Source organism: Staphylococcus schweitzeri, assembly GCF_002902405.1.
In the GTDB taxonomy this organism is placed as follows: domain Bacteria; phylum Bacillota; class Bacilli; order Staphylococcales; family Staphylococcaceae; genus Staphylococcus; species Staphylococcus schweitzeri.
Map to the genome: position 1 here is coordinate 93796 of NZ_PPQS01000044.1, position 20760 is coordinate 114555.

Genomic DNA, 20760 nt, shown 5'->3' on the forward strand with positions numbered 1-20760 from the left:
CAAGTAACTAATTCGTTACTTGGTGTTTTTTTAATGTATGAAATCTCTGGAGTTATGAAACAAACTAAATAAATCTAGTTAGGTTTTTGAAAATATTAATAACGGAATAGAAACTAAATTGTAATAAAATAAAACTTTATTTTATAAATTGATGATGATAAAATTGAGTGAACTTAAAATGTTGTACAAAATAATATAGCTATAAATACAAAATAGGGGGCTTATATTTTTAGCATAATTCTAAACAACCCAGCTTAGAACAGACAACCAGGAGGTAAATGAAATGAATTTGTTAAAGAAAAATAAATATAGTATTAGAAAATATAAAGTAGGTATTTTCTCTACTTTAATTGGGACAGTTTTATTACTTTCAAACCCAAATGGTGCACAAGCGTTAACAACGGATAATAACGCACAAGGTGGGACAAATCAAGTACCACCTGTAAATTCACAAAATGCACAACTCAATAATAACCAGGGCATAAGAAATAGTGTTCAGAATACACCGAGTCAATCTGTCACTACAGGTACACCATTAAATCAAACATTAGATAAACAAAATAATATGAGTGCCGTAAATAGAGTTGCACCACCAAATACGCAACCTAGTACGGCATCGACTCAAAGCATTAATCATCCGAATACAAATACAACAGTTAATAGAGCAAGTAATGTTGGTACTAGTAATTTAGCATTGAATACTACTTCTTTAAATATGCCTAATAGTACAAGTAGTAGTTCAGAACGCCATTTATCTTTGAAAGAAATACAAGAGGATGTCCGCCATTCTTCAGATAAACCAGAGTTAGTTGCTGTAACAGAACAACCTTCTAATAGACCGAAAAAGAGAAGTAGACGTGCGGCACCTGCAGATCCTAATGCGACTCCAGCAGACCCTGCTGCAGTTACAGTAACAAATGGAAACGCAGCGGCGTATACACCTACGACTGATCCAAATGCAAATAACGCAGGGCAGAATGCAACAAATGAAGTGTTAACCTTCGATAACAATGGTATAAATCCAAGTATAAACCGTTCGACACCTTCAGTTACAGTTGTTGATAATTTACCTGGATTTACACTAATTAATGGGGGGAAAGTTGGTGTTCTGAGTAATGTGATGGCAAGAACAAGTATGTTTAACAGTTCAGATCCTAAGAACTATCAAGCGGTTGATAATGTTATTGCACTAGGTAGGGTGAAAGGAACTGATCATAGCGACCATGGAGACTTTAATGGAATTGAAAAACAATTAAATGTTAATCCAAATTCTGAATTGATTTTTGAGTTTAATACGATGGCTACGAGAAACAACCAAGGTAATACAACAGTAATCATTAAAAATGCTGACGATGATAGTGTTGTAGGTCAAAAAAATGTAGCATTTGGTCCTGTTTGGAGGTTGTTGAAGATTCCAGAAAATGTATCTCATTTAAAAATACAGTTTATTCCTAACAATGACGCAATTACAGATGTTAACGGTATATACCAGCTGAAAGATGGATATAAATATTACGATTTTGTCGATACCATTGGACTATATTCTGGTTCGCATGTATATGTTGAGAGACGTGCAATCGATCCTACTGCAACGAATAATAAGGAGTTTACAGTAACAACTTCATTAAAGAATAATGGTAATTTCGGTGCTTCATTAGAACCAGATAACTTTGTATATAAAATACAATTACCTGAGGGTATTGAATATGTACAAAATTCTTTGACTCAAGAATTTCCAAGCAATAATTCAGGTGTTGATGTTAATAATATGAATGTGACATATGATGCAGTTAACCGTATTATTACAATAAAGAGCACAGGCGGAGGTACAGCGAATACAGCAAGACTTATGCCTGATAAAATATTGGATTTAAAGTATAAACTACGTGTAAATAACGTTGCAACACCTAGAAGAGTCACATTTCAAGATACATTAACATATAAAACATATACTCAAGATTTTATTAATGCACCTGCTGAAAGTCATACAGTGGAAATGGATCCTTATACAATAGACATTATTATGAATAAGGACGCGTTACAACACGAAGTAGATAGAAAAGTAGAACGTACTTATTATACTTTTGCTTCAACTAGCATTTATAATGGATTGAAAGCACGTGCACAATCCATTTTAGATGAAAATCGTAAAAATGTACCTATAGATCAAAGAGTGTCACAAGCAGATATTGATGCATTAACAAATCAGATGCAACATACGTTAATTCCAAGTGTTGATGCTGAAAATGAAATAAATAGAAAAGCTGACCAAATGGAAGATTTAGTTACCCAAAATGATGAATTGACAGATGAAGAAAAACAAGATGCGATTCAAATTATCGAAGATCATAAAAATGAAATTATTGATAATATTGGTGACCAAACGACAGACGATGGTGTTACTAGAATTAAGAATCAAGGGATTCAAACTTTGGCTGGAGACACTGCCACACCTGTGGTTAAACCAAATGCCAAACAAGCGATTCGTGATAAAGCAGCAAAGCAAAGAGAAATTATCAATCATACACCAGATGCAACACAGGATGAAATTCAAGATGCATTAAATCAATTAACAACAGACGAATCAGATGCCATTGATAATGTAACGAATGCGACAACAAATGCCGATGTTGAGACAGCTAAAGATAATGGTATCAATATTATTGGAGCAGTTGTACCTCGAGTGACACATAAACAAGCTGCAAGAGATGCAATTAACCAAGCGACAGCAACAAAACGACAACAAATTAATGATAATAGAGAAGCAACGCAGGAAGAGAAAAATGCAGCTTTGAATGAGTTAACTCAAGCAACGAATCATGCTTTAGAACAAATTAATCAAGCTACAACTAATGATGAAGTCGATAATGCAAAGGGAGATGGCCTGAATACCATTAATCCAATTGCTCCGGTAACTGTTGTAAAGCAAGCAGCCAGAGACGCTGTATCACATGATGCGCAACAACATATCGCTGAAATTAATGCTAATACTGATGCGACACAAGAAGAAAGACAAGCGGCTATTGACAAAGTAAATGCTGCTGTAGCTGCTGCGAATACCAACATTTTAAACGCTAATACCAATGCTGATGTTGAACAAGTGAAGACAAATGCGATTCAAGGAATACAAGCAATTGCACCAGCTACAAAGGTAAAAACAGATGCTAAAAATGCTATTGACCAAAGTGCGGAAACACAGCATAATACAATTTTTAATAATAATGATGCGACGTTAGAAGAGCAACAAGCAGCACAACAATTGCTTGATCAAGCTCTTGTAACGGCGAAACAAAATATTAATGCAGCAGATACGAATCAAGAGGTTACACAAGCTAAAGAACGGGGAACGCAAACTATCACTGTCATTCAACCAGCAACACAAATTAAAACAGATGCTAGAAATGCTGTGAATGAAAAAGCAAGAGAAGCAATTACAAATATCAATGCAACACCAGGTGCAACAAGAGAAGAGAAACAAGAAGCGATAGATCGTGTCAATACACTTAAAAACAGAGCATTAAATGATATCGGAGTTACTTCTACAACGGCAATGGTGAATGGCATTAGAGATGATGCAGTAAATCAAATAGGAGCTGTTCAACCACATGTAACGAAGAAACAAGCAGCAACTGGAGAATTAAATGATTTGGCAACTGCTAAAAAACAAGCCATTAATCAAAATACAAATGCAACAATTGAAGAAAAGCAAGTGGCATTAAACCAAGTAGACCAAGAATTGGCAACAGCACTTAATAATATTAATCAAGCGGATACAAATGCTGAAGTAGATCAAGCATTACAATCAGGTACGCAAGCAATTAATGCAGTGCAACCAAATATCGTTAAAAAGACGGAAGCATTAGCACAAATCAATCAGCATTATAATGCTAAATTAGCTGAAATCAATGCTACACCAGATGCAACAGATGATGAGAAAAATGCTGCAATTAATACGTTGAATCAAGACAGACAACAAGCTATTGAAAATGTTAATCAAGCGAATACCAATAATGAAGTAGATCAAGCTGCGACAACAGCAGAAATTAATATTGATGCTGTTCAAGTTGACGTAGTGAAAAAGCAAGCAGCACGAGATAAAATCACTGCTGAAGTGGCGAAGCGTATTGAAGCGGTTAAACAAACACCTAATGCAACTGACGAAGAAAAGCAGGCTGCAGTGAACAAAATTAATCAATTTAAAGATCAAGCGCTTAATCAAATTAACCAAAATCATACAAATGAGCAAGTAGATGCAACTACAAATCAAGCGATAAATGCTATAGACAATGTTGAAGCTGAAGTAGTAATTAAACCAAAGGCAATTGCAGATATTGAAAAAGCTGTTAAAGAAAAGCAACAGCAAATTGATAATAGTGATGATTCTACAGATAATGAAAAAGAAGTTGCTACACAAGCATTAGCTAGAGAAAAAGAAAAAGCCCTTGCAGCAATTGATCAAGCTCAAACGAACAAGCAAGTGAATCAAGCGGCAACAGATGGTATAACTGCGATAAAAATTATTCAACCTGAAACTCGAGTTAAACCAGCAGCGCGTGAAAAAATCAATCAAAAAGCGAATGAATTACGTGCGCAAATCAATCAAGATAAAGAAGCGACAGCAGAAGAAAGACAAGCGGCGTTAGATAAAATCAATGATTTAGTTACTCAAGCTATGACAAATATCACGAATGATAGAACAGATCAGCAAGTTAACGACTCAACAAATCAAGCGCTTGATAACATTGCTTTAGTAACACCTGAACATATTGTTAGGGCTAATGCTAGAGATGCAGTTAAGCAACAATATGAAGCTAAAAAGCAAGAAATTGAGCAAGCTGAACATGCGACTGACGAAGAAAAACAAGTTGCTTTAAATCAATTAGTGAATAATGAAAAACGTGCATTACAAAACGTCGATCAAGCAGTAACGAATAATGATGTGAAACGTGTTGAAACAAATGGCATTGCCACATTAAAAGGTGTACAACCTCATATTGTAATTAAGCCTGAAGCACAACAAGCAATAAAATCAAGTGCAGAAAATCAAGAAGAATTAATTAAAGATACACCAGATGCCACGGTTGATGAATTAGATGAAGCAAATCAACTAATTGACGACACACTCAAACAAGCGCAACAAAAAATAGAAAATACAACTCAAGATGCAGCTGTTACTGATGTTAGAAATCAAACAATCAAGGCAATAGAGCAAATAAAACCGAAAGTAAGACGTAAACGAGCAGCGCTTGATAGCATTGATGAAAATAATAATAATCAACTCGATGCAATCCGCAATACGTTGGATACTACTCAAGATGAAAGAAATGTTGCTATTGCTGCATTAAATAAAATTGTAAATGCAATTAAAAATGACATTGCACAAAACAAAACGAATGCAGAAGTGGATCTAACTGAGACTGATGGCAACAACAACATAAAAGTGATTCTACCTAAAGTTCAGGTTAAACCGGCAGCGCGTCAATCTGTTGGTGCAAAAGCCGAAGCTCAAAATACACTAATTGATCAAAGTGATTTATCTACTGAAGAAGAGAGACTAGCTGCTAAACATTTAGTAGAACAAGCACTTAATCAAGCTATTGATCAGATCAATCATGCGGATAAGACTGCGCAAGTTACTCAAGATAGTATAAATGCTCAAAATATTATTTCACAAATTAAACCAGCGACAACAGTTAAAACAACAGCATTACAACAAATTCAAAATATCGCTACTAATAAAATTAATTTAATCAAAGCAAATAGTGAAGCGACAGAAGAAGAACAAAATGCTGCAATAGCTAAAGTAGAACAAGAGTTAATTAAAGCTAAACAGCAAATTGCTAGTGCAGTGACTAATGCTGATGTGGCATATTTATTGCATGATGGGAAAAATGAAATTCGCGAAATCGAACCTGTTATTAACAGGAAGGCATCTGCTCGAGAACAATTGACAGTATTTTTCAATGATAAGAAACAAGCAATTGAAGCGAACATTCAAGCAACGGTAGAAGAAAGAAATAGTATATTAGCGCAGTTACAAAATATTTATGACGCTGCTATTGGACAAATTGATCAAGATCGTAGCAATGCACAAGTTGATAAAACAGCATCATTAAATCTACAAACAATTCATGATTTAGATGTAATTCCTATTAAAAAGCCAGGTGCTGAAAAAACAATTAATGATGATATTTCACGCGTCACTGCTTTAGTGCAAAATTATCGAAAAGTAAGTGATCGTAATAAGGCTGATGCATTAAAAGCTATAACTGCATTAAAATTACAAATGGATGAAGAATTAAAAACAGCACGCACTAATGCTGATGTTGATGCAGTTTTAAAACGATTTAATGTTGCATTAGGCGATATAGAAGCAGTAATTACTGAAAAAGAAAATAGCTTACTGCGCATTGATAAAATAGTTCAACAAACATATGCGAAATTCAAAGCAATCGCAACACCAGAACAATTAGCTAAAGTAAAAGCGTTAATTGATCAATATGTTGCAGATGGCAATAGAATGATTGATGAAGATGCGACATTAAATGACATCAAACAACATACGCAATTCATTGTTGATGAAATTTTAGCAATTAAATTACCAGCTGAAGCGACGAAAGTATCACCAAAAGTAATTCAGCCAGCTCCAAAAGTTTGTACGCCTAATAAAAAAGAAGAGACACATGAATCGCGCAAAGTTGAAAAAGAACTTCCAAATACAGGTTCTGAAGGAATGGATTTACCATTGAAAGAATTTGCACTGATTACAGGTGCGGCTTTGTTAGCTAGAAGACGTACTAAAAATGAAAAAGAATCATAATTAACGAAATGACCTTAATATAACGACACTTTTTAGTGACTCAGTTATATTAAGGTCATTTTTAATTGAATGAAAAAATTGATCTACAAAAGAGAATCGAACCAAATTTTATACTATTATTCCATTGATGCATGTGAGTAATGACCGGCATATAATCCAGCGACATGTCCTGTTACGAGTGCACTTGTAATATTATAACCACCAGTATAACCATGTATATCTAATACTTCACCACATAAAAATAATCCCGGAACTAATTTAGACATCATTGTTTTAGGTTGTATTTCTTTAAGTGACACACCACCACCTGTGACAAATGCCTTATCTATAGGTAATGTCCCGTTTACCTTAAATACAAACCCTTTAAACATATTTACTAAGTCGTTCAATTGTTGATTTGATAAGTGATGTGATGTGGTATTTTCATCGATTCCAGCTTGTTCCAGCATGAACAGTAGGTAGCGCTCTTCAATTAGACCATGTAAGCTGTTTTTAATGATTTTATCTGGTGTATCGGATAATAATGATGTGATATGTTGTTTTAATTGTTCATGGTTTAATTCAGGGAAAGTATCGATTGCCATTGAAATATGCTGTGTCTTTTGATTTTTTTGTTCTTTATAAACAAACTGACTACATCTTAATGCAGCTGGACCACTGACACCAAAATGAGTAAATAACATATCCATTTGATGACTGATGCGTTTTTTACCATTTTTCTTAAGTACAGATAATTCAACATCTTTTAAACTTAAACCTTTTAAACGATTGGATTTGATGAAAGGTTCAGCTGATGTAATTGGAACCTCAGTCGGGAATAACTCAGTAATAGTATGTCCTAAATCGCGGGCAAAGTTATAACCATCACCAGTTGAACCGGTTTGAGGTACACTTGTTCCACCTGTAGCAATCACAAGTGAATAACTTGCATAGCTGTTGCTTTGGGTATGTACAGTGAAAGTTTGGTCTGCATTAACTTCGATTCGACTAACTGCTTCTTCCTCTTTAATCGTTACATGTTGGCGTTCGATAGTTGTCACTAATGTATCAACTACGTCTTGGGCTTTGTTGGAGACTGGAAACATACGCCCGTGATCTTCTTCTTTTAATTTAACACCTCTAGACTCAAAAAAATCTATGATGGATTCATTATCAAAAATTGAAAATGGACTATATAAAAATTTTCCGTTACCAGGAATGTTCTTAATAATTTCGGCATATGGTAATCGGTTAGTTACATTACATCTGCCGCCACCAGATATTTTAAGTTTACGACCTAGACCTTTCTTTTTTTCAATGAGTAATACTTTGTTGCTTTGTTCACTTGCAGCAACTGCTGCCATTAAGCCGCTAGGTCCGCCTCCGATAATAATTGTTTGATACATATACGTTTCCTCCAAATTTGTTATTGGACATTCAATTGCTATTTTATAGTACTTTTTTTAACTTTACTATATCTCTTGTGTTATGAGATGAAAAATATGTTGAATATATTTATAATATGAACTTCAAAAAAATGAAGATGAATGTGCATGATAAGTGTGAATTTTTTACTGTTATGCAATGTTCATCTCAAATAGTAGTATAATGTTAATATGGAAATCTATAATATTCTACTCAATTTCGATTATTCAATGACAATGTGTTGATAATTTTGTTATGATATTTCATTGAATATACGACTATGAAATAAAGTTTTGTGATATATTCATAATAATGTAAATGTTTTTAGACAGAAATAGCTTTAAGTTTACGAAACTTTAATAAATATGAGATAGGGAGATACGTAATGAGTGAAAGTAAAGAAATGGTGCGTGGAACCTTTTTAATTACAATAAGTATATTAATTACAAAAGTGTTGGGCGTACTTTTTATCATTCCATTCAACTATTTAATTGGTGGACAAGAAAATATGGCGCCGTTCACATATGCGTACGCACCATATAATATTGCAATTGCAGTTGCGACAGCAGGTGTACCACTTGCAGCTTCCAAATATGTTGCGAAGTATAATGCGATTGGTGCATATAAAGTCAGTCAGAAATTTTATAAATCTAGTTTTATTGTAATGAGTATTACAGGTGTGTTAGGATTTTTAGTACTTTATTTCCTGGCACCATATATTTCTGAATTAACACTTGCTAGAAATGTACATGATAAAAATGGTTGGTCAGTAGATGACATAACTTGGATTATTAGAATTATCAGTATGGTTGTAATCTTTATTCCAGTATTAGCAACTTGGAGAGGTATATTCCAAGGGTATAAGTCAATGGGACCAACAGCAGTTTCTGAAGTAACTGAGCAAATTGCGCGTGTTATTTTCATATTAATTGGTAGTTATTTAGTACTTAATGTTTTCGACGGATCAATTTTATTAGCTAATGGTATTGCAACATTTGCCGCAGCCGTTGGAGCGATTATAGGTATTTTCACATTATGGTACTACTGGAGAAAACGTAAACATAATATCGATCGAATGGTCGAATCTGATTATACTGATATAGATGTGTCATATGGAAAAATGTATAAAGAAATTATTGCGTACAGTATTCCATTTGTAATCGTAAGTTTAAATTATCCATTATTTAACTTGGTAGACCAATTTACACATAATGGTGCTTTATCGTTAGTAGGTGTACCTTCGCAATTACAAGATATTTTCTTTAATATGTTGAATATGTCTACAAACAAAATAGTTATGATTCCAACATCTTTAAGTGCTGGTTTTGCAGTAAGTTTAATTCCTTATATTACAAAAACATTTGCGGAGGGTCGATTACATGAAATGCACCATCAAATTAGAACATCAATTGGTGTATTAATGTTTATAACTGTTCCAGCAAGTATTGGAATTATGGCATTAGCACAACCATTATTTACTGTGTTCTATGGCTATGATCCAATTGTGTTAGGTCATGATCCTAATCATGATGGTAGTCGATTACTATTTTATTATGCACCTGTAGCGATTTTAATATCATTATTAAGTGTTACAGCATCAATGTTACAAGGGATTGATAAGCAAAAATTAACAGTATACGTTATTTTGGCTTCAGTTGTGATTAAATTAGTGTTGAATTATCCATTAATTATGTTGTTCCATACACCGGGGGCTGTGTTAAGTACAAGCATTGCATTGTTATTTGCAATTGGATGTAATTTCTATATTCTTAAAAAATACGCTAAATTCAAATTCAGTTATAGTTGGATTCATTTTGCAAAAATATTCTTATATTCATTCATAATGATGATTGGTGTAGAAGTGGTATTCTTCCTTGCAAATCTAATCCTAGAACCAACGAAACTAGGTTATTTAATAATTATAATTTTAGGCGTAACAGTTGGTGTGTTAATTTATGGAACATTAACTATCAAAACACGTCTTGCAGATGAATTTTTAGGTGAAATTCCTGAAAAATTAAGACGTAGAGTTAGGTTTTTACGATGAGAATAGATAAGTTTTTGGCAAATATGGGTGTAGGTACACGAAATGAAGTTAAACAGATACTAAAAAAAGGCTTTGTTACGGTGAATGATCAAATCATCAAGTCTCCAAAAGCACACATTGAACCTAGTGAAGATAGCATATTAGTTCATGGAGAGATAATTAAATATATTGAGCACGTTTATATCATGCTAAATAAGCCAAAAGGATATGTTTCGGCAACAGAAGACCTTCAGTCACAAACAGTTATTGATTTGATACCTGAATATCAACATCTAAATATTTTCCCTGTTGGTCGTCTGGATAAAGACACAGAAGGGCTATTATTGATAACAAATGATGGGAATTTTAATCATGAATTAATGAGTCCAAATAAACATGTTTCTAAAAAATACGAAGTTATTTCAGCAAAACCTATCACAGAAGATGACATTCAAGCTTTTAAAGAGGGTGTAACACTGTCTGATGGCAAGGTTAAGCCTGCAATATTAACTTATATTGATAATCAAACGTCACACGTAACAATTTATGAAGGAAAATATCATCAAGTTAAACGAATGTTTCATAGCATTCAAAATGAGGTATTACATTTAAGACGTATCAAAATTGCTGATTTAGAATTAGACAGCGATTTAGATTCAGGAGAATATCGTTTATTAACTGAAAATGATTTTGATAAATTAAATTATAAATAAAAGGGAGATGATTGAGATGGCAAAAGGAAATTTATTTAAAGCGATTTTAGGTATAGGTGGCGCTATAGCAGCAATACTTGTTACACGTAAAGATAGTCGTGACAAGTTGAAAGCAGAATATAATAAATATAAACAAGATCCTCAAAGTTATAAAGATAATGCTAAGGATAAAGCGACGCAATTAGGAACAATTGCGAATGAAACAATTAAAGAAGTAAAATCAAATCCAAAAGAATATGCTAATAGATTAAAAAATGATCCAAAAGCATTTTTTGAAGAAGAAAAATCTAAATTTACAGATTTGGATAATGGAACTGAAGACAGTATTGAAGAAGGTAAATTTGATGATGAAGGCGGCGCAACACCAAACAATAATTTGCGTGTAGTTACAGAAGAAGATTTAAAAAAGAATAAAAACGCGTTGTCTGACAAAAAATAGAAAGTTAACTTCTCAGTAGATTTATGAAAATGATTGAGTTAATTTAATAATAATATAGAGGAATGAAGCGGTTATCGTTGATTTTATGTTAAATCGATAACATCGTTTTGTTCCTTTTTATTATTTTCTGACATCTTATTGTAGTTTTTACATCATTTCATGTAAAATAGGATTTAACTTATAGAAAAAAGGAAGTCGATTTCGAATGTGGAAAGAAAAAGTTCAACAATACGAAAATCAAATTATTAATGACTTAAAAGGTTTATTATCAATTGAAAGTGTGAGAGATGACGCACAAGCATCAGAAGACACACCAGTCGGACCAGGTCCTCGTAAGGCATTAGACTACATGTATGAAATTGCACATAGAGATGGATTTACAACACATGATGTTGACCATATCGCAGGAAGAATTGAGGCTGGCAAAGGCGATGATGTATTAGGTATCTTATGTCATGTTGATGTTGTTCCAGCTGGTGAAGGATGGGATAGTGATCCATTTGACCCAGTTGTAACGGAAGATGCAATTATAGCAAGAGGAACATTAGATGATAAAGGGCCTACGATTGCTGCATATTATGCAATTAAAATACTTGAAGATATGAATGTAGATTGGAAAAAACGTATCCACATGATTATCGGTACAGATGAAGAATCAGATTGGAAATGTACAGATCGTTATTTTAAAACGGAAGAAATGCCTACTTTAGGATTTGCACCTGATGCTGAATTTCCATGTATTCATGGTGAAAAAGGTATTACTACATTTGATTTAATTCAAAGTAAACTATCTGAAGATCAAGATGAACCAGATTATGAGTTAATTTCATTTAATTCAGGTGAACGATATAATATGGTGCCTGATCATGCAGAAGCTAGAGTACTTGTTAAAGAAAACATGACAGATGTCATTCAAGATTTTGAGTACTTTTTAGAACAAAATCATTTGCAAGGTGACAGTACAGTAGATAGTGGAATCTTAGTTTTAACTGTTGAAGGTAAAGCGGTTCATGGTATGGATCCCTCTATCGGTGTGAATGCGGGTCTTTACTTATTGAAATTCTTAGCATCATTAAATCTTGATAACAATGCACAAGCGTTTGTAGCATTTAGTAATCGCTACTTATTTAATTCAGATTTTGGTGAAAAGATGGGTATGAAATTCCATACAGATGTCATGGGTGATGTGACAACTAACATTGGTGTTATTACATATGATAATGAAAATGCGGGTCTTTTCGGTATCAATTTAAGATATCCCGAAGGATTTGAATTTGAAAAAGCTATGGATCGTTTTGCAAATGAGATTCAACAATATGGTTTTGAAGTGAAATTAGGTAAAGTCCAACCACCACATTATGTTGATAAAAATGATCCTTTTGTACAAAAGTTAGTTACTGCATATAGAAATCAAACAAATGATATGACTGAACCGTATACTATAGGTGGAGGTACTTATGCGAGAAACTTAGACAAGGGTGTAGCATTTGGCGCAATGTTTAGTGATTCTGAAGATTTAATGCATCAGAAAAATGAATATATCACTAAAAAACAGTTATTTAACGCAACTAGTATTTACTTAGAAGCAATTTATTCATTATGCGTGGAGGAATAATATATGGAAAAAGTTTTTTTAAATGGTGAGTTTGTAAGTCCAAGTGAAGCAAAGGTTTCATACAACGACAGAGGATACGTATTTGGCGATGGTATTTATGAATACATTCGAGTATATAATGGTAAGTTATTTACAGTAACAGAACATTATGAAAGATTTTTACGTAGTGCCAATGAGATTGGTTTAGATTTAAACTATTCAGTAGAAGAATTAATTGAACTATCTCGTAAATTAGTTGATATAAATCAAATTGAAACTGGGGCAATTTATATTCAAGCAACGCGTGGTGTAGCTGAAAGAAATCATAGCTTCCCGACACCTGAAGTAGAACCAGCAATTGTTGCTTATACAAAGAGTTATGATCGTCCTTATGATCATTTAGAAAATGGTGTGAATGGTGTTACCGTTGAAGATATCCGATGGTTACGTTGCGACATTAAAAGCTTGAACTTATTAGGAAATGTATTAGCAAAAGAATATGCTGTGAAATATAATGCAGTTGAAGCAATTCAACATCGAGGCGAAACTGTAACTGAAGGATCTTCAAGTAATGCTTATGCAATTAAAGACGGTGTGATTTATACACATCCGATTAACAACTATATTCTTAATGGTATTACACGAATTGTAATTAAAAAAATTGCCAAAGACTATAATATCCCATTTAAAGAAGAAACGTTTACTGTAGATTTCTTGAAAAACGCAGATGAAGTTATTGTTTCAAGTACTTCAGCTGAGGTTACACCTGTTATTAAATTAAATGGTGAACCAGTTAATGATGGTAAAGTTGGCCCAATTACACGTCAACTACAAGAAGGATTTGAAAAGTATATAGAGTCACACAGTATTTAAAATTCTTTCATCATATTTTTAGATTAAATTACTTAAATTTATCAACTTTCGTAAGTGAACTATGTTATAATTTAAAACGAAGCTTAAAAGTGTTGTTTAGAAAACACATATTAGTAAAAAGTGCCATTTTGTTTCTCATTTTCAGTTGAAATATAATGATAAAAATTATAAAATTTTCTATGAGTTACAAATATGATGTGCATCATATTTTACTAAGTACGTAAATGTTACAGTTCATAAATTTATGCTAACCATGAAAATGGAATAGCAATTATTTTGAAAACTAGAGTTTATCGCCTACAGAGATTCAAAAACATGTAGTTTTAGACACGGTAACATTATATGTCATGCAAGCGACTTTAGAATGTATGGTGTCAATGACAGACATATTGATTTAATTTAAGTTGTTTAAAGTAGGTATTAGTTGAGGATTTACAATAATTATCTGGACATAATATTTGTACCAGTATGGTGTTATAAATTAGAATATATGGCTCTTGAAAAACCTATTTCTAGAGCCATTTTCTAATTGAAAGTGAGGTGGACGAGTTGGAGCAGTTTTATCAATTAGGGTGGACACTTGATTCTGCAGGTGGTGCATCTGGCGAAGCATATATGGCTGAACAAGATGGACAAAAGTTGTTTTTAAAACGAAATTCAAATCCATTTATTGCGGCATTATCAGCAGAAGGTATTGTGCCCAAATTAGTATGGACGAAACGCATAGAAACAGGTGAGGTTGTTACAGCACAACATTGGAAAAATGGCCGTGAACTATCTTCAAATGAAATGAAGCAAACAAGAGTTGCACATTTATTAAAGAAGATACACAATTCTAGACCTTTATTAAGTATGTTAAAGCGTATGGAAATGGAACCCATTACTCCTGAGATTATGCTTAATAAAATTAATGCCTCTTTATCAAGAGAAGTTTTAACACATCATATTGTGAGAAAATCATTAACCTATTTGGAAGAGCATATGCCGAGTTTAGATTCACGTTTTTTCACAGTTGTACATGGTGATGTGAATCATAATAATTGGTTATTATCTGATCGTGATGAACTATTTTTAGTCGATTGGGAAGGCGCAATGATTGCAGACCCAGCAATTGATATTGGAATGCTGCTTTACAACTACGTTCCACAACAACAATGGTCTGAATGGCTTGAAACATATGGTGTTCAAGAGAGCTTGAATTTAAATAAACGTATGAAATGGTATACGGTAATTCAATCTATAGGTCTTGTTCAATGGTATGAAGAGCAAAAAAGATATAAGGATATGAACACTTGGCTTAAATTCCTAAATGAAGTTATGAATAGTAACATGTTTATTTAAGAGGAGAATAAAATATGAGAGTTCGATACAAACCATGGGCTGAAGATTATTTAAAAGATCATCCTGAATTGGTTGACATGGACGGTCAACATGTAGGGAAAATGACTGAATGGTTTGATAAAACGCAACCGATACACATTGAAATTGGTTCGGGTATGGGGCAGTTTATTACAACATTAGCTGCTCAAAATCCTCATATTAACTATATTTCAATGGAACGTGAGAAAAGTATCGTTTATAAAGTATTGGATAAAGTTAAAGAGATGGGTTTAACAAATTTAAAGATTATTTGTAATGATGCCATTGAATTAAATGAATATTTTAAAGACGGCGAAGTTTCGCGTATTTATTTGAACTTTTCAGATCCATGGCCAAAAAATCGTCATGCAAAACGACGTTTAACGTATCGTACGTTTTTAGCGTTGTATCAACAAATCTTAAATGATGAAGGAGATTTACATTTTAAAACTGATAACAGAGGACTATTTGCCTACAGTTTAGAAAGTATGTCTCAATTTGGAATGTATTTTACAAAAATAAATCTAAATTTACATCAAGAAGACGATGGCAGTAATATTTTAACAGAATATGAAAAGAAATTTTCGGATAAAGGGTCACGTATTTATCGTATGGAAGCGAAATTCCATTCACAAAAATAAGACACTTATGAGGGTATGTACACATACAATCATAAGTGTTTTTTTCGTACTATAATGGTTCTATAGAAAAAGTGGTTCAATAATAAATCGGACTGATGGAAAAAGTATTTTACTTTTCATCTGTCCGATTTTTTGATTTTGAATATAAAAAAAGCGCAATTATCTCTATAATTAAAAGTGCCTAAACAAATAACTAAAGGAGATAATGCGCCTATGAACAATGTTATACTAAATACCTTTGATTTTAAAGAATAATGTTTGCATTTTACTTGAAAATTTAAATTATTAATTCAAAATTACAGTCCGATGGTTATGATGTGTTTACATATAATATGATTACATTAATCTTTAAAAGTAGTTGAAAGTGTATTAGTGTGGGGCGTTTCGTTTTTGTTCGCATTTATGAATAGTGATATGATGTAATAAACACATACTAATTGTAATAACGAATACAGAAAGAATAGGTGATGTTATGAAAATCGGGGATATATCTATTCATTATCTAAATGGCGGCAATACAAAAATGGATGGCGGTGCAATGTTTGGTGTTGTTCCGAAGCCACTGTGGTCAAAGCAATACAATGCAAATGACCGAAATCAAATCAATTTACCGACACATCCAATTTTGATTCAAACGGCTCAATATAATTTGATTATAGATGCGGGTATTGGTAATGGTAAATTATCTGAAAAGCAATTACGTAATTTTGGTGTAGATGAAGAAAGCCATATAATTGCTGATTTGGCAAATTATAATTTAACGCCAAAGGATATTGATTATGTGCTAATGACACATATGCATTTTGATCATGCTGCCGGTTTGACTGATCAAGCGGGACATGCAATTTTTGAAAATGCGATTCATGTTGTGCAACAAGATGAGTGGCATGAGTTTATTGCACCTAATATAAGAAGTAAATCAACTTACTGGGATAAAAATAAAGGCGATTATAGAAACAAGTTGATTTTATTCGAAAAACATTTTGAACCGGTTCCGGGTATCAAGATGCAACATAGTGGAGGTCATAGCTTTGGGCACACGATCATTACGATTGAAAGTCAAGGAGATAAAGCAGTTCATATGGGTGATATATTCCCGACTACTGCACATAAAAATCCTCTATGGGTAACGGCATATGATGATTATCCTATGCAATCGATTCGTGAAAAGGAACGCATGATACCATATTTTATTCAGCAACAATATTGGTTCTTGTTTTATCATGATGAAAACTACTTTGCTGTAAAATACAGCGATGATGGCGAAAGCAAAGAGGCATATATTTTACGTGAAACATTCGTTGATAATAACTAAAATAAAGATGTATTACTAAATAAATTTTCAAGAATAAAAAATGAGCCACATCCTATCTTGCTAATTAGGGTGTGGCTCATTTTTTAGTTTTACGATCCAAATCAAATACGGATAAAATTCGTATTAACGCTCTACAATGTTTATGACCTCACCAGTGTATGCATCTGCATAAAAATCATAATGAATATCTTTACCATTTTTTACAGTTGTGATGCCACCTTGATAAACTAAACGGTATTTATCAGTTTCAGGATGTACAAATGGTTCATAAACAATATAAGAACCTTTAACATTCATAAAATATGATTTCACTTCATTAAGAACTTTAACGGGATTATAACGTTTACGATTAATAAATTGAATAATTGAAATGGTTGAAATAATTACAATGGTTACAGCAATTATTGTTGGAATTATATATTTCAGTTTAGTCATCATTTATGCTCCCTTGATTTCAAATTCATATCATTAGTTTACCATATTGAAGATGATATAATAACATATAAGGAGTGAGAACTTTTATGAACATAAATAAAAATATAACATTACAACGAATTCAAACTTTAACTGAGCTTCATGGCGCACCAGGTTTTGAACAAGAAGTAAAAGATTACATGACTGAGCAAATGGCCCCATATGTAGATGAATTTATTGAAAATCGAATGGGTGGTTTTTTCGGCGTTAAAAAATCTAAAAATCCAAATGCTAAACGTGTGATGATCGCAGCACATATGGATGAAATTGGTTTTATGATAACGAATATAACAGATAACGGTATGATACAATTTACAAATTTAGGTGGCGTAGCAAATGATATTTGGCAAGGGCAACGTTTGGTCATTAAAAATAGAAATGGTGACAAGATTATAGGCGTAGTGTCAAATATCCCAAAACATTTTCGTACAGGTAATGAAGGTGCACCCGAAATCAAAGATTTAACTCTAGATATTGGTGCCGAAAATGCAAATGAAGTTCGTTTACGTGGTATAGAGATAGGAGATACAATTGTACCGTACACTTCATTTACACAATTATCTGAGCATCGTTATAGTGCTAAAGCTTGGGATAATCGTTATGGATGTGTTCTAGCAATTGAAATTCTTGAATTATTTAAAGATAAAGAGTTAGATGTTGATTTATATGTTGGAGCAAATGTTCAAGAAGAAGTTGGTTTAAGAGGTGCTAAAGCATCAGTAGAAATGATTGATCCGGATGTTGCATTCGTAGTAGATTGTTCACCGGCAAATGATGTTAAAGGTAAACAGTCATTATCAGGTGAACTTGGAAAAGGAACTTTAATACGAATTAAAGATGGTACAATGATTTTAAAACCTACTTTCAGAGACTATTTATTAAATTTAGTAGACATACATGGGATTGCTCATCAGTATTATATGTCTCCAGGTGGAACAGATGGTGGTGAAATACATAAGGCTAATATTGGTGTTCCTACTGCTGTTATAGGTGTATGTGCACGTTATATACATAGTACAGACTCAGTATTCGATATTAGAGATTATTTTGCTGCTAGACATTTATTGTTTGAGGCAATTAATAATTTAGATGACAAGCAAATAGATACGTTACAATACAACTAAAGCATATTGAAATTGTTGAAACTTAATATTACCCATTAAAAATATATGACTTAAGGAGAGTTTAAAATGAAACAACTTGAATCAGAGCAACAATTTGAAACATTGAAACAAGGTGCAACAGTATTTGAATTTACAGCAGGATGGTGTCCAGACTGTAGAATAATCGAACCAGATTTACCAAAATTAGAAGAAAAGTATCCAATGTTTGATTTTGTATCCGTTAATCGCGACCAATTTATGGATATTTGTATTGAAAATGGTATTATGGGTATTCCAAGTTTTTTAGTTTATAAGAATGGTGAATTGCTTGGAAGCTATATTGGAAAAGAACGGAAATCAATTGAACAAATAGATGCATTTTTAGCTCAATACGTGTAATTTAGACTAGAGAAAAACGGGGTAAAACTCGTTTTTCTCTGTTACTACGTGTTGATTTATTGTAAACTGTTATAAGGTGCGAAATTAGGAGTGTTATACATGAATACCTTTCAAATGAGAGATAAATTAAAGGAACGTTTAAGTCATTTAGACGTCGATTTTAAATTTGATCGTGAAGAAGAAACTTTGCGTATTTATCGAACAGATAATAACAAAGGTATCACGATTAAACTTAACGCTATAGTCGCAAAATATGAAGATAAAAAAGAAAAAATTGTTGATGAAATTGTTTACTATGTAGATGAAGCTATTGCACAAATGGCAGATAAAACTTTAATAGATATAACACCTAGTCAAATTATGCCTGTAATAAGAGCGACAAGTTTCGATAAGAAAACAAAACAAGGTATACCTTTCATATATGAAGAACATACTGCAGAAACAGCTGTTTATTATGCAGTAGATTTAGGGAAATCATATCGTCTTGTGGATGAAAGTATGTTAGACGAATTGAATTTAACTGAACAACAAATAAAGGAAATGTCATTATTTAATGTTAGGAAATTGTCTAATTCTTATACTACAGATGAAGTAAAAGGCAATATATTTTATTTTATAAATACAAATGACGGGTATGATGCTAGTAGAGTTTTAAATACGGCTTTTTTAAATGACATAGAAGCGCAATGTCAAGGTGAGATGTTGGTAGCAGTCCCACATCAGGATGTACTGATTATTGCAGATATTCGTAATAAAACAGGTTATGATGTTATGGCGCATTTAACAATGGAATTTTTCACAAAAGGATTAGTTCCGATTACGTCACTTTCATTTGGTTATAAACAAGGACATCTTGAACCCATTTTTATTTTGGGTAAAAATAATAAACAAAAAAGAGATCCAAACGTCATTCAACGTTTAGAAGCAAATCGACGTAAATTTAACAAAGATAAATAGAAATAAGTGGATAAGGAGTTTTGTCATAATGAATTTATTTTATAATCCTAAATATGTAGGAGATGTCGCATTCTTACAGATAGAACCTGTTGAAGGTGAATTAAATTATAATAAGAAAGCTGACGTTGTCGAAATTACAAATGAAGGAAAAGTTGTAGGTTTTAATATTTTTGGTATTTCAAATGATATATCAATTAAGGAAACAGGACATATTAAATTAACTGATGAACTTGTAATTGCCTTCCAACAACGTATCAATCAAGCTGGTTTTACGTATAAATTAGATGTCGATTTGTCACCTAAATTTGTAGTTGGCTATGTTGAAACGAAAGATAAGCATCCTGATGCTGATAAGTTAAGCGTATTAAATGTAAATATCGGAAATGATACATTACAAATTGTTTGTGGTGCGCCAAATGTTGAAGCAGGGCAAAAGGTTGTTGTTGCTAAAGTAGGTGCAGTAATGCCAAGCGGTATGGTTATTAAAGATGCCGAATTACGTGGTGTTGCATCAAGTGGAATGATTTGTTCGATGAAAGAATTGAATTTACCGAATGCACCTGAAGAAAAAGGTATTATGGTTTTAAATGACAGCTATGAAATTGGACAAGCATTTTTTGAATAATTAAGGAAGGTAGTGAAA

The 20760-nt window shown here is 32.7% G+C and carries 15 protein-coding genes; 13 read left to right on the top strand and 2 right to left on the bottom strand.

Annotated elements, in window-relative coordinates; all coding sequences use genetic code 11:
- The first annotated feature begins 283 nt into the window (after positions 1-283).
- The gene (gene sasC / locus CD116_RS10870; protein ID WP_047550285.1) at positions 284-6820 is read left to right on the top strand and encodes an LPXTG-anchored aggregation protein SasC; all 6537 of its coding nucleotides are present in this window, start codon (positions 284-286) and stop codon (positions 6818-6820) included.
- 116 nt (positions 6821-6936) lie between these two features.
- On the opposite strand, the gene CD116_RS10875 is transcribed toward sasC, so the two are convergent.
- Positions 6937-8205, bottom strand: coding sequence for a BaiN/RdsA family NAD(P)/FAD-dependent oxidoreductase (locus tag CD116_RS10875; protein ID WP_047530666.1), 1269 nt, complete (start codon positions 8203-8205; stop codon positions 6937-6939).
- Positions 8206-8609: 404 nt separating this feature from the next.
- Here CD116_RS10875 and CD116_RS10880 point away from each other — a divergent pair, with 404 nt between their 5' ends.
- From CD116_RS10880 to CD116_RS10915, 8 genes are all read left to right on the top strand, one after another.
- Positions 8610-10271 carry a putative polysaccharide biosynthesis protein gene (locus CD116_RS10880; RefSeq protein WP_047426158.1) on the top strand — a complete coding sequence of 554 codons (1662 nt, stop codon included), beginning with the start codon at positions 8610-8612 and terminating at the stop codon, positions 10269-10271.
- The gene (locus tag CD116_RS10885; RefSeq protein ID WP_047530664.1) at positions 10268-10963 is read left to right on the top strand and encodes a pseudouridine synthase; all 696 of its coding nucleotides are present in this window, start codon (positions 10268-10270) and stop codon (positions 10961-10963) included. The genes CD116_RS10880 and CD116_RS10885 overlap by 4 nt, the downstream gene beginning before the upstream one ends.
- Positions 10964-10979: 16 nt before the next feature.
- Positions 10980-11402 (top strand): YtxH domain-containing protein, encoded by a 423-nt coding sequence (locus CD116_RS10890; RefSeq protein ID WP_047426160.1) that lies wholly within the window; start codon positions 10980-10982, stop codon positions 11400-11402.
- Positions 11403-11607: 205 nt separating this feature from the next.
- Positions 11608-13017: an Mn(2+)-dependent dipeptidase Sapep gene (sapep, locus tag CD116_RS10895; RefSeq protein ID WP_047530661.1), complete on the top strand. Its 1410-nt coding sequence runs from the start codon at positions 11608-11610 to the stop codon at positions 13015-13017.
- Positions 13018-13020: 3 nt separating this feature from the next.
- Positions 13021-13869 (top strand): D-amino-acid transaminase, encoded by an 849-nt coding sequence (dat, locus tag CD116_RS10900; protein WP_047448309.1) that lies wholly within the window; start codon positions 13021-13023, stop codon positions 13867-13869.
- Positions 13870-14418: 549 nt separating this feature from the next.
- Positions 14419-15210, top strand: a complete 792-nt coding sequence (locus CD116_RS10905) for a phosphotransferase family protein (protein ID WP_000434769.1) — start codon at positions 14419-14421, stop codon at positions 15208-15210.
- A gap of 14 nt (positions 15211-15224) precedes the next feature.
- Positions 15225-15869: a tRNA (guanosine(46)-N7)-methyltransferase TrmB gene (trmB, locus tag CD116_RS10910; RefSeq protein WP_047550281.1), complete on the top strand. Its 645-nt coding sequence runs from the start codon at positions 15225-15227 to the stop codon at positions 15867-15869.
- 472 nt (positions 15870-16341) lie between these two features.
- Positions 16342-17184, top strand: coding sequence for a YtnP family quorum-quenching lactonase (locus CD116_RS10915; protein WP_047550277.1), 843 nt, complete (start codon positions 16342-16344; stop codon positions 17182-17184).
- 123 nt (positions 17185-17307) lie between these two features.
- Here CD116_RS10915 and CD116_RS10920 read toward each other — a convergent pair whose 3' ends face one another.
- Positions 17308-17619, bottom strand: a complete 312-nt coding sequence (locus tag CD116_RS10920) for a PepSY domain-containing protein (RefSeq protein WP_078101745.1) — start codon at positions 17617-17619, stop codon at positions 17308-17310.
- A gap of 86 nt (positions 17620-17705) precedes the next feature.
- Here CD116_RS10920 and CD116_RS10925 point away from each other — a divergent pair, with 86 nt between their 5' ends.
- The 4 genes from CD116_RS10925 (at position 17706) to ytpR (ending at position 20742) form a co-directional block, all read left to right on the top strand.
- Positions 17706-18782 carry a M42 family metallopeptidase gene (locus CD116_RS10925; protein WP_047550274.1) on the top strand — a complete coding sequence of 359 codons (1077 nt, stop codon included), beginning with the start codon at positions 17706-17708 and terminating at the stop codon, positions 18780-18782.
- 66 nt (positions 18783-18848) lie between these two features.
- Positions 18849-19160 carry a thioredoxin family protein gene (locus tag CD116_RS10930; protein ID WP_047426167.1) on the top strand — a complete coding sequence of 104 codons (312 nt, stop codon included), beginning with the start codon at positions 18849-18851 and terminating at the stop codon, positions 19158-19160.
- 99 nt (positions 19161-19259) lie between these two features.
- Positions 19260-20117 carry a DUF1444 domain-containing protein gene (locus tag CD116_RS10935; protein WP_047550271.1) on the top strand — a complete coding sequence of 286 codons (858 nt, stop codon included), beginning with the start codon at positions 19260-19262 and terminating at the stop codon, positions 20115-20117.
- Positions 20118-20145: 28 nt separating this feature from the next.
- The gene (ytpR, locus tag CD116_RS10940; RefSeq protein ID WP_047426169.1) at positions 20146-20742 is read left to right on the top strand and encodes a YtpR family tRNA-binding protein; all 597 of its coding nucleotides are present in this window, start codon (positions 20146-20148) and stop codon (positions 20740-20742) included.
- The last annotated feature ends 18 nt before the right edge of the window (positions 20743-20760 follow it).

Excerpts from the sequence above, each read along its gene's own strand:
- CD116_RS10875 (WP_047530666.1), bottom strand. The coding sequence starts at position 8,205 with ATGTATCAAACAATTATTATCGGAGGCGGACCTAGCGGCTTAATGGCA.
- CD116_RS10880 (WP_047426158.1), top strand. The coding sequence starts at position 8,610 with ATGAGTGAAAGTAAAGAAATGGTGCGTGGAACCTTTTTAATTACAATA.
- CD116_RS10930 (WP_047426167.1), top strand. The coding sequence starts at position 18,849 with ATGAAACAACTTGAATCAGAGCAACAATTTGAAACATTGAAACAAGGT.
- sasC (WP_047550285.1), top strand. The coding sequence starts at position 284 with ATGAATTTGTTAAAGAAAAATAAATATAGTATTAGAAAATATAAAGTA.
- CD116_RS10925 (WP_047550274.1), top strand. The coding sequence starts at position 17,706 with ATGAACATAAATAAAAATATAACATTACAACGAATTCAAACTTTAACT.
- CD116_RS10885 (WP_047530664.1), top strand. The coding sequence starts at position 10,268 with ATGAGAATAGATAAGTTTTTGGCAAATATGGGTGTAGGTACACGAAAT.
- dat (WP_047448309.1), top strand. The coding sequence starts at position 13,021 with ATGGAAAAAGTTTTTTTAAATGGTGAGTTTGTAAGTCCAAGTGAAGCA.
- sapep (WP_047530661.1), top strand. The coding sequence starts at position 11,608 with ATGTGGAAAGAAAAAGTTCAACAATACGAAAATCAAATTATTAATGAC.
- trmB (WP_047550281.1), top strand. The coding sequence starts at position 15,225 with ATGAGAGTTCGATACAAACCATGGGCTGAAGATTATTTAAAAGATCAT.
- CD116_RS10920 (WP_078101745.1), bottom strand. The coding sequence starts at position 17,619 with ATGACTAAACTGAAATATATAATTCCAACAATAATTGCTGTAACCATT.
- ytpR (WP_047426169.1), top strand. The coding sequence starts at position 20,146 with ATGAATTTATTTTATAATCCTAAATATGTAGGAGATGTCGCATTCTTA.
- CD116_RS10915 (WP_047550277.1), top strand. The coding sequence starts at position 16,342 with ATGAAAATCGGGGATATATCTATTCATTATCTAAATGGCGGCAATACA.
- CD116_RS10935 (WP_047550271.1), top strand. The coding sequence starts at position 19,260 with ATGAATACCTTTCAAATGAGAGATAAATTAAAGGAACGTTTAAGTCAT.
- CD116_RS10890 (WP_047426160.1), top strand. The coding sequence starts at position 10,980 with ATGGCAAAAGGAAATTTATTTAAAGCGATTTTAGGTATAGGTGGCGCT.